11 protein-coding genes are annotated in these 12,304 nt (G+C 71.0%); 3 read left to right on the forward strand and 8 right to left on the reverse strand.

Going from position 1 to position 12,304, the window contains the following annotated elements:
• Positions 1 to 375 precede the first annotated feature (375 nt).
• From AB0F01_RS28805 to thyX, 3 genes are all read right to left on the reverse strand, one after another.
• The gene (locus AB0F01_RS28805) at positions 376 to 2,064 is read right to left on the reverse strand and encodes a ribonuclease J (RefSeq protein WP_362101587.1); all 1,689 of its coding nucleotides are present in this window, start codon (positions 2,062 to 2,064) and stop codon (positions 376 to 378) included.
• Positions 2,065 to 2,217: 153 nt separating this feature from the next.
• Complete coding sequence (gene dapA / locus AB0F01_RS28810) at positions 2,218 to 3,117, reverse strand: 4-hydroxy-tetrahydrodipicolinate synthase (protein WP_362101589.1); 900 nt, start codon at positions 3,115 to 3,117, stop codon at positions 2,218 to 2,220.
• 214 nt (positions 3,118 to 3,331) lie between these two features.
• Positions 3,332 to 4,099, reverse strand: a complete 768-nt coding sequence (gene thyX, locus AB0F01_RS28815; protein WP_362101592.1) for an FAD-dependent thymidylate synthase — start codon at positions 4,097 to 4,099, stop codon at positions 3,332 to 3,334.
• Positions 4,100 to 4,267: 168 nt separating this feature from the next.
• Here thyX and AB0F01_RS28820 point away from each other — a divergent pair, with 168 nt between their 5' ends.
• Both AB0F01_RS28820 and AB0F01_RS28825 read left to right on the forward strand, forming a co-directional pair.
• Entirely contained in the window at positions 4,268 to 4,507 is a 240-nt protein-coding gene (locus AB0F01_RS28820; protein WP_362101594.1) for a hypothetical protein, read from the forward strand.
• Positions 4,508 to 4,621: 114 nt separating this feature from the next.
• Positions 4,622 to 5,176 carry a hypothetical protein gene (locus tag AB0F01_RS28825; RefSeq protein WP_362101597.1) on the forward strand — a complete coding sequence of 185 codons (555 nt, stop codon included), beginning with the start codon at positions 4,622 to 4,624 and terminating at the stop codon, positions 5,174 to 5,176.
• A 95-nt stretch (positions 5,177 to 5,271) separates the two neighbouring features.
• Here the strand turns inward: AB0F01_RS28825 and AB0F01_RS28830 are convergent, their stop codons facing one another.
• From AB0F01_RS28830 to rpsO, 5 genes are all read right to left on the reverse strand, one after another.
• The gene (locus AB0F01_RS28830) at positions 5,272 to 5,715 is read right to left on the reverse strand and encodes a hypothetical protein (protein WP_362101600.1); all 444 of its coding nucleotides are present in this window, start codon (positions 5,713 to 5,715) and stop codon (positions 5,272 to 5,274) included.
• 15 nt (positions 5,716 to 5,730) lie between these two features.
• Positions 5,731 to 6,483, reverse strand: coding sequence for a 4-hydroxy-tetrahydrodipicolinate reductase (gene dapB, locus AB0F01_RS28835; protein WP_362101602.1), 753 nt, complete (start codon positions 6,481 to 6,483; stop codon positions 5,731 to 5,733).
• A 25-nt stretch (positions 6,484 to 6,508) separates the two neighbouring features.
• Entirely contained in the window at positions 6,509 to 7,888 is a 1,380-nt protein-coding gene (locus tag AB0F01_RS28840; RefSeq protein ID WP_362101604.1) for a pitrilysin family protein, read from the reverse strand.
• Positions 7,885 to 10,116, reverse strand: coding sequence for a polyribonucleotide nucleotidyltransferase (locus tag AB0F01_RS28845; protein WP_362101607.1), 2,232 nt, complete (start codon positions 10,114 to 10,116; stop codon positions 7,885 to 7,887). Before AB0F01_RS28845 ends, AB0F01_RS28840 begins: the two co-directional genes overlap by 4 nt.
• Before the next feature lie 389 nt (positions 10,117 to 10,505).
• Entirely contained in the window at positions 10,506 to 10,793 is a 288-nt protein-coding gene (gene rpsO, locus AB0F01_RS28850) for a 30S ribosomal protein S15 (protein WP_164338358.1), read from the reverse strand.
• Positions 10,794 to 11,275: 482 nt separating this feature from the next.
• Here rpsO and AB0F01_RS28855 point away from each other — a divergent pair, with 482 nt between their 5' ends.
• Positions 11,276 to 11,557 carry a DUF397 domain-containing protein gene (locus AB0F01_RS28855; RefSeq protein WP_362101609.1) on the forward strand — a complete coding sequence of 94 codons (282 nt, stop codon included), beginning with the start codon at positions 11,276 to 11,278 and terminating at the stop codon, positions 11,555 to 11,557.
• Positions 11,558 to 12,304: the final 747 nt, after the last annotated feature.

Here is a 12,304-nt window from a genome sequence, read left to right on the forward strand (position 1 = left end):
TATCAACATATCTGGCGTTGACTTTTGGCACGCTGTTGAGTTCTCAAGGAACGGACGCTTCCTTCGTACTCACCCTCTCGGGCTTTCCTCCGGGCGCTTCCCTTCGGTCTTGCGTTTCCGACTCTATCAGATCTTTCCGATCCGATTTCCTCGGTGCTTTCCAGGTCAACGCTTTTCGCGCTTTCCCTTTCCGGCGGACCCGACATTATCAGAAGTTCTGAGTCGGATTTTCCACCCCGCCTCGGATGGTCACCGACGCGTGAAGCAGCCGGGTTCCCGATCGGGGGGAGCTGTAAACGTACTGGAGCGGGGCGCCCCGATGCAAATCGAGGCGCCCCGCTCCCGGTTGGCGCGTGCCCGCGGGCCGACGGACCGTCAGACCTCCACCACGACGGGGAGGATCATCGGACGGCGCCGGTAGGTGTCCGACACCCACTTGCCCAGCGTGCGCCGCACCAGCTGCTGCATCTGGTGCGGCTCGACGACGCCGTCCTGGGCCGAACGCTCCAGCACCTCCGTGATCTTGGGGATCACGGCGCCGAAGGCCGAGTCCTCGATCCCGGAACCGCGGGCCTGGACGTGCGGGCCGCCGGTGATCTTCCCGGTGGAGGAGTCGATGACCACGAAGACCGAGATGATGCCCTCGTCGCCGAGGATCTTGCGGTCCTTCAGCGCGGGCTCGCCGACGTCGCCGACCGAGAGGCCGTCGACGTAGACGTAGCCGGCCTGCACCTTGCCCGAGATCTTCGCCTTGCCCTCGACCAGGTCGACGACCACGCCGTCCTCGGCGATGACGATCCGGTCGTGCGGGACGCCGGTCAGGGCGCCCAGCTCGGCGTTGGCCCGCAGATGGCGCCACTCACCGTGCACCGGCATCAGGTTGCGCGGGCGGCAGATGTTGTAGAAGTACAGCAGCTCGCCGGCGGACGCGTGGCCCGAGACGTGCACCTTGGCGTTGCCCTTGTGGACGACGTTGGCGCCCCAGCGGGTCAGGCCGTTGATCACGCGGTACACCGCGTTCTCGTTGCCGGGGATGAGCGACGACGCGAGGATCACCGTGTCGCCGTCGACGATGCGGATCTGGTGGTGGTCCCGGTTGGCCATGCGGGACAGCGCCGCCATCGGCTCGCCCTGGGAACCCGTGCAGACCAGCACCACCTCGTGCTCGGGCAGGTCGTCCAGCGTCTTGACGTCCACGACGAGACCCGGCGGCACCTTGAGGTATCCGAGGTCCCGGGCGATGCCCATGTTGCGGACCATCGAGCGGCCGACGAAGGCGACCCGGCGGCCGTACTCGTGCGCCGCGTCGAGGATCTGCTGGATGCGGTGGACGTGGCTGGCGAAGCTGGCCACGATGATCCGCTTGCGGGCGTTGGCGAAGACCTGGCGCAGGACGTTGGAGATGTCGCGCTCGGGCGGGACGAACCCCGGGACCTCGGCGTTCGTCGAGTCGGACAGGAGGAGGTCGATGCCCTCCTCGCTGAGCCGGGCGAAGGCGTGCAGGTCCGTGAGGCGGTTGTCCAGCGGCAGCTGGTCCATCTTGAAGTCGCCGGTGTGGACCAGCAGGCCCGCCGGGGTGCGGACGGCGACGGCCAGCGCGTCCGGGATGGAGTGGTTGACCGCCACGAACTCGCAGTCGAAGGGGCCGATGCGCTCGCGGTGCCCCTCGGCCACCTCCAGGGTGTAGGGGCGGATGCGGTGCTCCTGGAGCTTGGCCTCGATCAGGGCGAGGGTGAGCTTGGAGCCGATCAGCGGGATGTCCGGCTTCTCCCGGAGGAGGAAGGGGACGCCGCCGATGTGGTCCTCGTGGCCGTGCGTGAGGACGATGCCCTCGATGTCGTCGAGGCGGTCACGGATGGACGAGAAGTCCGGGAGGATCAGGTCGATGCCGGGCTGCTCCTCCTCCGGGAAGAGCACTCCGCAGTCGACGATCAGCAGGCGGCCGCCGTACTCCAGGACGGTCATGTTCCGGCCGATCTCGCCGAGGCCACCGAGCGGAGTGACGCGCAGGGCGCCCTCCGGCAGCGGCGGGGGCGGGCCGAGTTCAGGGTGCGGATGACTCAAAAGACTCTCCTCAACCACACGCGCCACGTACCGGTGGGCACGTGGCGCGCATGACGTTCGTGCAGAAGCAGGTGTCGAAGTGGGGTGCGGGCACCGGTGGCCCGCCTGTTCAGTTGTGAAGTCGATGCGCGCGCGTGCGTGCGAAGCCCGTTGTCAGAGCTGTACCCCGCCGGCGGCAAGATCGATCTTGAGCTGCTCGATCTCCTCGGGCGCGCACCCGACCATGGGCGCGCGCAGCGGTCCGCCGGGCAGCCCCTGCAGGGCCAGCGCCGCCTTGGTGGTCATCACGCCCTGCGTGCGGAAGACGCCCGTGTAGACGGGGAGCAGCTTCTGGTGGATCTCGGTGGCCTTCTGGACGTCTCCGGAGGTGTACGCGTCGACCAGGGCGCGCAGCTCGGGGGTGACGAGGTGGCCGACGACCGAGACGAACCCGACCGCGCCCACGGAGAGCAGGGGGAGGTTCAGCATGTCGTCGCCGGAGTACCAGGCGAGGTCCGAGCGCGCGATGGCCCAGCTCGCGCGGCCGAGGTCGCCCTTGGCGTCCTTATTGGCGACGATCCGGGGGTGCTCGGCGAGGCGGACGAGCGTCTCGGTGTTGATGGGGACGCCGCTGCGGCCGGGGATGTCGTAGAGCATCACCGGCAGGTCGGTGGAGTCCGCGATGGTCGTGAAGTGCCGGAGGAGGCCCTCCTGCGGGGGCTTGTTGTAGTACGGCGTGACGACCAGCAGTGCGTGGGCGCCGGTGCGCTCGGCGGTGCGGGCGAGCGCGATGCTGTGGCGGGTGTCGTTGGTGCCGACCCCGGCCACCACGTGGGCGCGGTCGCCGACCGCCTCCAGGACCGCCCGTACGAGGTCGGCTTTCTCCGCATCGCTCGTGGTGGGCGACTCGCCGGTGGTGCCGTTGATGATCAGGCCGTCGTTGCCTGCGTCCACCAGGTGGGTGGCGAGCCGCTGGGCGCCGTCGAGGTCGAGTGCGCCGTCCGCCGTGAAGGGCGTGACCATGGCGGTGAGGACCCGCCCGAAGGGGGTCTGCGGAGTGGAGGTCGGAGCCATGGGTTACACGCTACTCGTTGCTCGGGGCGGGGTCTGCCCTCGGGGGATGCGACAACCCCGGACAAAAGCGGATCCCGGCACTGCCTGCTCGGGGGTTCAGGCAGTACCGGGTCCGTTCGATCAGGCTAGATGAACATCTCGAAATGCCGCAATCCGGACACTTCGTAGGGCTGACCCGTACATCTGTGCCCGGCGCGGGAAATCTCCGGGACGCCTACGGGGCGACGCGTCCGTTGGCGTTGAACGCGGCGTGGGTGAGGGGCATGAGCCGCGCCCACTCGGCCTCCATGCGCTCGCCGACCATCTCGATCTCCCGCTGCGGGAAGGACGGCACCTTGGCCAGTTCGTGCTGGGTGCGCAGGCCCAGGAAGTGCATCAGCGAGCGCGCGTTGCAGGTGGCGTACATCGAGGAGTACAGGCCCACGGGCAGCGTTGCGCGGGCGACCTCGCGGGCGACGCCCTCGGCCAGCAGCTTCTGGTACGCGGCGTAGGCCTGCTCGTAGGTCTCGGTCAGGACGCGCTGCACGGTGGCGTGCTGGTCGGTGGTGCCCTCGACGAAGACGTACTTGCCGGGGCGCCCCTCCTGGACGAGCTTGCGGGACTCGTCGGGGACGTAGAAGACGGGCTGGAGCTCCCGGTACCTGCCCGACTCCTCGTTGTAGGACCATCCGACCCGGTGCCGCATGAACTCGCGGAAGACGAAGATCGGCGCGCTGATCAGGAAGGTCATCGAGTTGTGCTCGAAGGGGCTGCCGTGGCGGTCGCGCATCAGGTAGTTGATCAGGCCCTTGGAGCGCTCCGGGTCCTTCTGCAGTTCCCCGATCGACTGCTCGCCGAGCGTGGAGACGCGGGCGGCGAACAGGACGTCGGCGTCCGAGGCGCTGGACTTGACCAGCTCGACCGTGACGTCGCTCCGCAGGGTGACGTCGGCGGGCGGGGTCGGCTGGGAATCGTCGGCGGAGCTCAAGGGGGTCCTTCCCATCTGGTCTGGCGTGCGGCGCCCACTTTACGGGGCGTCCCGGCGGGAGCGGCAGACGCCCGACTTGTACCGACCGGTTGGATCTTTGTGCTGTCCGGGCACTTTTGGGGGCGTCCGTTCGTATGAAGGGGTGAGAGTTGTTCGTTCGACCCGAAGGGAGACACCCACCCGATGCTCGGTCGGCGTGAACACGTGCCGTTCGCCTTCCTCGCCGAGGCCGACAGATTCCGCAGCAACGTCACTCCCCCGCCCCGCGAGCGGGCCTCCGCCGGCCAGATCGCCGGGCGCTGGCTGCTGGGGCTGACCATCACCGCCGGGCTCGTGGGTTCCCTGGTCATCGGGACGCCGGCGCTGACCCCCGACACCTCCGGCCCGGGGACCGGGCAGTCACAGGCGTCCGAGGGGCGCTGAGCCGGGGAGGGACGGCCGGCTGCGGCGCCGTCCGGACCCCGATGGTGGTGACCGAACCCACAGATCGGTAGCCTCACCGGCACTGCCCCCGCATGGATCGAGTGAGGACCAGCCGTGCCCCTGCCCTTCCTGACGGCCGACCGCGCTTTCGAGACGGCGGACGACGTCGCACTGCCGCACGACGACCGTGACCGCTGGCGGCGCCCGTACCGCCCGGGGCCGTGGCGGGTGGGGGCGGCGGCGATCGTGCTGCTGCTCGCCTCGTTCGTGCTGTTCGCCGCGGTCATCATCGCGGCCACGGCCTCGGTGTCGTCGGCGGGAGTCGTGTTCGCCGTCGCGCTGGTCGGCATCGCCTGCGCCCTGCGGATGCTGCGCATGGGCGTGTGGGTGAGCGCCCGGGGGCTGCGGCAGGTGGTGTTCTGGACCACGCGGACGGTTCCGTGGGAGCAGGTCGCCACGGTACGCACCGCGCAGCAGCCGGTGCGCTGGCTCGGGCTGCCGAGGACGGTGCAGGGGCAGGCCCTGCTGCTCGTCCGACGGGGCCGGTCTGCCGACCCCGCGTCCCCGCTGCTGACCACGCACGACGCGGACTTCCTGGGGCGCGAGACGGCGTTCGACCGGGCGGCGGACTCGGTGGAGGTCTGGGCCGACGAGTACCGGCCGGACTGAGCCCCGGTCCTCCCGGACACAGCCGGGGCCCGGTCCGTGTGCGTGTGCGGACCGGGCCCCGGGCCGTGTGCGGGACCGGCGCGGAGTCGTGCTCCTCAGGTGGACGCCTTGCGCAGGCTGATCGCCCGCTGCATCGCCTTGCGGGCTCGCGGGGTGTCCCGGGCGTCGTGGTAGGCGACGGCCAGGCGGAACCAGGTGCGCCAGTCGTCGGGGGCGTCCTCCGTCTCGGCCTTGCGCCGGGCGAAGACCTCGTCGGCGCTGTCGCGGTCGACACGGCCGCTGGGGAGCCGCTTCAGGTCGTCGACGGGCAGCCCGCCCTCGGCGTCGAGTTCGGCGGCGAGCCGGTTGGCGTCGCGGACGAACTGGGTGTTCTTCCACAGGAACCACACGCCGATGACCGGCAGGATCAGCACGGCGACGCCCAGGGTGACGGTCAGTAGCGTGCCGGTCCGGATGAGCAGCACGCCGCGGCTGCCGACCAGGACGAAGTAGACGACCAGGACGGCGGCCGTGAGGGCGTAGGAGATCTTCGCGCGCATGGGGTGGGACCGGGCTCAGTTCAGGTCGAGGAAGTGCTCCAGGCCGAAGGTCAGGCCCGGGGTGGACACCACGCGGCGGGCGCCGAGCAGGATGCCCGGCATGAAGCTGCTGTGGTGCAGGGAGTCGTGGCGGACGGTGAGCGTCTCGCCCTCGCCGCCGAGGAGGACCTCCTGGTGGGCCAGGAGCCCGCGCAGCCGCACGGAGTGCACCGGTACGCCGTCGACGTCGGCGCCGCGGGCACCGTCCAGGGCGGTGACGGTGGCGTCCGGGGCGGGGGCGGTGCCGGCCGTGCGGCGGGCCTCGGCGATGAGCTGGGCGGTGCGCGCGGCGGTCCCGCTGGGGGCGTCCACCTTGTTCGGGTGGTGGAGTTCGACGACCTCGACGGACTCGAAGTAGGGCGCCGCGATCTGGGCGAACTTCATGGTGAGGACGGCGCCGATGGAGAAGTTGGGCGCGATGAGCACACCCGTCTCCGGGAACTGGTCGAGCCAGCCCCTGAGCTGGGCGAGGCGTTCGTCGGTCCAGCCGGTGGTGCCGACGACGGCGTGGATGCCGTGCCGCACGCAGAAGTCCAGGTTGCCCATGACGGAGGCGGGCGTGGTCAGTTCGACGGCGACCTGGGCGCCCGCCTCGACGAGGGTCTCCAGCTTGTCGCCGCTGCCGAGGGCGGCCACCAGTTCCATGTCCTCGGCGGCCTCGACCGCCCGTACCGCCTCGGACCCGATCCGGCCCTTGGCGCCGAGGACCGCCACGCGCAGCTTGCTCATGTTCGTTGCTTCCTTACGGGAGGGGTCAGGCGACGGCGTCGTGCAGCCGCGCCGCCTGCTTGTCCTTGAGCGGGCCGATGACCGACAGGGAGGGCCGCCGTCCCAGGATGTCGCGGGCGACGGCGCGGACGTCGTCCGGGGTGACCGAGGCTATCCGGGCGAGCATGTCGTCGACCGACATCTGCTCGCCCCAGCACAGTTCGCTCTTGCCGATGCGGTTCATCAGCGCGCCGGTGTCCTCCAGTCCGAGGACGGTGGAGCCGCGGAGCTGGCCGACGGCTCGTTCGATCTCGTCGTCGGGCAGGCCGTGCGCGGCGACGTGGTCGAGTTCGTCGCGGCAGATCTTCAGCACGTCGTGCACCTGGGAGGGCCTGCAGCCCGCGTACACGCCGAACAGGCCGCAGTCGGCGAAGCCGGAGGTGTACGAGTACACGCTGTAGGCCAGGCCGCGCTTCTCGCGGACCTCCTGGAAGAGGCGGGAGGACATGCCGCCGCCGAGGGCGGTGTTGAGCACGCCGAGGGCCCAGCGGCGCTCGTCGGTGCGGGCCAGGCCGGGCATGCCGAGAACGACGTGCGCCTGCTCGGTCCTGCGGTCGAGGAGGTCGACCCGGCCGGCGGTGCGCAGGGCGCGCCGTCCGCCGCGCGGGGCGATCGGGACGGCGGCCGGGTCGCGGAACGCACCGGCCTTCTCGAAGGCGGCCCGGACCTGGCGGACGACGGTGGCGTGGTCGACGTTCCCGGCGCAGGCGACGACCAGGTGGGTGGGGTCGTAGTGCTTGCGGTAGAAGCGCCGGATGCGGTCGGCGGTCAGGGCGTTCACGGTGTCGACCGTGCCGAGGACGGGGCGGCCGAGGGGGTTGTCGCCGAACATGGTGTGCGCGAAGAGGTCGTGCACGCAGTCGCCGGGGTCGTCCTCGGTCATGGCGATCTCTTCGAGGATGGCGCCGCGTTCGACGTCGACGTCCTCCTCGCGGATCAGGGAGCCGGTGAGCATGTCGCACACCACGTCGATGGCGAGCGGCAGGTCGGTGTCGAGCACGCGTGCGTAGTAGCACGTGTACTCCTTGGCCGTGAACGCGTTCATCTCGCCGCCGACCGCGTCGAGGGCGGCGGAGATGTCGAGCGCGGACCGGCGGGCGGTGCCCTTGAAGAGCAGGTGCTCCAGGTAGTGCGTGGCGCCGTTGAGCGCCGGGGTCTCGTCGCGGGAGCCGACGTGCGCCCAGATGCCGAAGGTGGCGGAGCGGACCGAGGGCAGGGTCTCGGTGACGATGCGCAGGCCGCCCGGGAGGGTGGTCCTGCGGACGGTGCCGGTGCCGTTCTCGCCCTTGATCAGGGTTTGGGTACGGGCGACGGCCCGCGCCTCCGGGGAGGTGCGGGCCGTCGCCTGGGAGCCACGGGACGTCACTTGGCGGCGTCGTCCTTCGTCTCGTCGGAGCCGTTGCCGGACTCGTCCTCGCCCTCGATCACGGGGATCAGGGAGAGCTTGCCGCGGGAGTCGATCTCGGCGATCTCGACCTGGACCTTCTGGCCCACGCCGAGCACGTCCTCGACGTTCTCCACGCGCTTGCCGCCGGCCAGCTTGCGGATCTGCGAGATGTGCAGCAGGCCGTCCTTGCCGGGTAGCAGGGAGACGAACGCACCGAAGGTGGTGGTCTTCACGACCGTGCCCAGGTAGCGCTCGCCGACCTCGGGCATCGTCGGGTTGGCGATGCCGTTGATCGTGGCGCGGGCGGCCTCGGCGGCCGGGCCGTCGGCGGCACCGATGTAGATGGTGCCGTCGTCCTCGATGGTGATCTCGGCGCCGGTGTCCTCCTGGATCTGGTTGATCATCTTGCCCTTCGGGCCGATGACCTCGCCGATCTTGTCGACCGGGATCTTCACGGTGATGATCCGCGGCGCGTTCGGGGACATCTCGTCCGGCGTGTCGATCGCTTCCATCATCACGTCGAGGATGTGGAGGCGGGCGTCACGGGCCTGCTTGAGGGCGGCGGCCAGGACGGAGGCGGGGATGCCGTCCAGCTTGGTGTCGAGCTGGAGGGCGGTCACGAACTCCTTGGTGCCGGCGACCTTGAAGTCCATGTCGCCGAAGGCGTCCTCCGCACCGAGGATGTCGGTGAGGGCGACGTAGTGCGTCTCGCCGTTGATCTCCTGGGAGATCAGGCCCATGGCGATGCCGGCGACCGGGGCCTTGAGCGGCACACCGGCGTTCAGCAGCGACATGGTGGAGGCGCAGACCGAGCCCATGGACGTCGAGCCGTTGGAGCCGAGGGCCTCGGAGACCTGGCGGATCGCGTAGGGGAACTCCTCGCGCGTCGGCAGCACCGGCACGATGGCGCGCTCGGCGAGGGCGCCGTGGCCGATCTCGCGGCGCTTGGGGGAGCCCACGCGGCCGGTCTCGCCGACGGAGTAGGGCGGGAAGTTGTAGTTGTGCATGTAGCGCTTGCGGGTCACCGGGGAGAGGGTGTCCAGCTGCTGCTCCATGCGGAGCATGTTGAGGGTGGTGACGCCCAGGATCTGGGTCTCGCCACGCTCGAACAGGGCCGAGCCGTGCACCCGCGGGATGGCCTCGACCTCGGCGGCCAGGGTGCGGATGTCGGTGAGTCCGCGGCCGTCGATGCGCTTCTTCTCCTTGATGACGCGCTCGCGCACCAGGGACTTGGTCAGCGCGCGGTACGCGGCGGAGATCTCCTTCTCGCGGCCCTCGAACTCCGGCAGGAGCTTCTCGGCGGCGAGGGACTTCACGCGGTCGAGCTCGGCCTCGCGGTCCTGCTTGCCGGCGATGGTGAGCGCCTGGGCGAGCTCGGGCTTGACCGCGGCGGTCAGCGCCTCGAGGACGTCGTCCTGGTAGTCCAGGAAGATCGGGAACTCACCGGTGGGCTTGGCGGCCTTCGCGGCGAGGTCCGACTGCGCCTTGCAGAGCACCTTGATGAAGGGCTTCGCGGCCTCCAGACCGGCGGCCACGACCTCCTCGGTGGGGGCCTCGGCGCCGCCCTCGACCAGCTTGACGGTCTTCTCGGTGGCCTCGGCCTCGACCATCATGATCGCGACGTCGCCGTCCTCCAGGACGCGGCCCGCGACGACCATGTCGAAGACGGCGTCCTCGAGCTCGGTGTGCGTCGGGAAGGCCACCCACTGGCCGCGGATCAGCGCGACGCGGACGCCGCCGATCGGGCCGGAGAAGGGCAGGCCGGCCAGCTGCGTGGACGCGGAGGCGGCGTTGATGGCCACCACGTCGTACAGGTGGTCGGGGTTGAGCGCCATGATCGTGGCGACGACCTGGATCTCGTTGCGCAGGCCCTTCTTGAAGGACGGGCGCAGCGGGCGGTCGATGAGGCGGCAGGTGAGGATGGCGTCCTCGGAGGGGCGGCCCTCACGGCGGAAGAACGAGCCGGGGATGCGGCCCGCCGCGTACATCCGCTCCTCGACGTCCACCGTGAGCGGGAAGAAGTCGAGCTGGTCCTTGGGGTTCTTGGAAGCGGTGGTGGCCGACAGCACCATGGTGTCGTCGTCCAGGTAGGCCACGGCGGAACCGGCGGCCTGACGGGCCAGGCGGCCCGTCTCGAAGCGGATGGTGCGGGTGCCGAAGGTTCCGTTGTCGATGACGGCTTCGGCGTAGTGGGTCTCGTTCTCCACCAGTGTCTTCTCCGTTACATGTCGTCTTTTCGTCCCTCACGCCCGTGTGGCGTGGGGGACGTGGTGGAGAAGCGCTCCGTCTGGTGCGGGCCGGTCTTCGATCGAAGCTCCCGGGTTCGCATTGCCCGGGGGCCACTACCGAGGACCGGCGGCGGCGAGGTGCGCTTCTCCCCTTGCGTCGTGACGCCCCGGGGGGCGTCCGTGACGTCCGTGCCGCGGGGTGCGGTCCGGGCGTCTGTGATGTCCGTGCCGCGAGGTGCGGTGCGGACATCACGGTGAGTTGTTCCCAAGGCGTGTGCTACCACACTACAAAGAGGCGGTGACACTCCGCACGTACAGCAAAGGGAGCGGTCCCCGATCCCTCAGGGAACCGCTCCCCTCACGCCGTCCTACTTGGCGCCCGCCGCACCGCGGCGGATGCCGAGGCGGTCGACCAGCGCACGGAAGCGCGCGATGTCCTTCTTGGCCAGGTACTGCAGCAGCCGGCGGCGCTGACCGACCAGGATCAGCAGACCACGACGGGAGTGGTGGTCGTGCTTGTGGGTCTTGAGGTGCTCCGTCAGGTCCGAGATCCGGCGGGACAGCAGTGCGACCTGGACCTCGGGGGAGCCGGTGTCGCCCTCCTTGGTGCTGAACTCGGAGATGATCTGCTTCTTCGTAGCGGCGTCGAGCGACACGCGTACTCCTCAAAGGTGTGTGAGTGGCCACCGAGTGCCCCCGGTCTTCGTCTCGGGGGATCTTCCTTGACTCGGAAGGCGCGGATCCGCTGGGCGCGGCCTCCAGAGCGGGCGCTCCGGGGGTGCGTACACAAACGGCCATCGGCCAGCCTATCAGGCGGTGACCGGGCTCCCGTCCACGGTCCGTGGAACCGCCCTGGTGGAGGGCTCGGGGCCACTAGGGTGAGCGCCGGACCGTGGGACACACCGGGCGGGTCCGGGTCCGGGTTCGGGTCCGGGCCGCGAGACGGTCGCGGTCGGGGCCGCAGCTCGTGGTCAGGGCCGCCGGTCCGGGCCGGGGGCCCTGACCAGAGTAGGCGGTCGGGGTCGGCGGGCACGGGCACGGGCACGGGCACGGGCACGGGCACCGGAGAGTACGGCACAGCAGTTGGTCAGTCGGAGAGTCGGAACAGTCGGAACAGTCGGAAAGGGGTCGCTGCGGCATGGCGGAGACGGCTGAGGAGATCAGGGCGCGCAAGGAGCGGGAGAAGGACGAGCTGTACGGGCTCGACATCTCCGGCGTCGAGTGGCACAGCGCACCGGGCACCGAGGAGCACGAGGAGCGGGTCGAGATCGCCTACCTGCCCGGTGGTGCGGTGGCCATGCGGTCCTCCCTGGACCCGGACACCGTGCTCAGGTACACGGAGGCGGAGTGGCGGGCCTTTGTGCTGGGCGCCCGGGACGGCGAGTTCGACCTGGAGCCGGCGGGGCCCGAGGCGGGGTGAGTCGACGCGTGCCGGCTGGTGCCGGAGCGGGCGGGGCGTCCGTCCGCCCGGCGCCGGGGTGAGCGACACCGCAGGCGGCTCGGACGGGGGTGAACGTGCCTGCCGGAGGGACTGGTGGGGCGCGTCGTTGCGTCGACGCGCGTGGCAGCGCGTCACACGGCGTGCGTGTGGAGGCCGCGTGCCGCGTCCGCGCGCCGACGGGGGACGTCCCGGTGGCACGACGGTGACGTGACGGGGGCCGCCGGAAGCGGGGCGACCGGTCGACGCCGGGAGCGGGAGTGGTCTGCGCCCGGCCACGGGGGAGGGCGGAGCTGCGGAGCCGCCGGAGGAGCGGAGCGGGACGCGGAAGCTGCGGGGAAGAGCCCGCCCCGCGCCACCCGGTGCCCCTGGTCGATGACCTCCGCCGACACGGCCTCCCGTTCGCGGTGTCTGCCACGCCGCCGGGATCACTCGGGCCCGTGTGGGCAGAGTGCGATGCGGCAGTGCGCCGGCTGCGGGCGTGCGCTCCGGGCGCGCAGCGGCCCGGGCCTCCACGGCGGGCGTGGGCGCCGTGACGTCAGCGGGTAGCTCGGGCCGTGGGTCGTGGGTCGTAGGCCGTAGGTCGTGCACGACGGTACGTGCGGGTCGAGCGGGGGCCGGGGGGGCGGGGGGGGGGGGCCGCGGGCCCCCCCCCCCCGGGGGCCCGCCCGCCGGCGGCGGGCGGGCCCCCCCCCGGCCGCCGGGCGAGCCCCCCCCCGCCGGAGTGCG

The organism is Streptomyces sp. NPDC029526 (assembly GCF_040637405.1).
GTDB lineage: Bacteria > Actinomycetota > Actinomycetes > Streptomycetales > Streptomycetaceae > Streptomyces.

Excerpts from the sequence above, each read along its gene's own strand:
- thyX (WP_362101592.1), bottom strand. The coding sequence starts at position 4,099 with ATGGGAAGGACCCCCTTGAGCTCCGCCGACGATTCCCAGCCGACCCCG.
- AB0F01_RS28820 (WP_362101594.1), top strand. The coding sequence starts at position 4,268 with ATGCTCGGTCGGCGTGAACACGTGCCGTTCGCCTTCCTCGCCGAGGCC.
- dapA (WP_362101589.1), bottom strand. The coding sequence starts at position 3,117 with ATGGCTCCGACCTCCACTCCGCAGACCCCCTTCGGGCGGGTCCTCACC.
- AB0F01_RS28830 (WP_362101600.1), bottom strand. The coding sequence starts at position 5,715 with ATGCGCGCGAAGATCTCCTACGCCCTCACGGCCGCCGTCCTGGTCGTC.
- AB0F01_RS28855 (WP_362101609.1), top strand. The coding sequence starts at position 11,276 with ATGGCGGAGACGGCTGAGGAGATCAGGGCGCGCAAGGAGCGGGAGAAG.
- dapB (WP_362101602.1), bottom strand. The coding sequence starts at position 6,483 with ATGAGCAAGCTGCGCGTGGCGGTCCTCGGCGCCAAGGGCCGGATCGGG.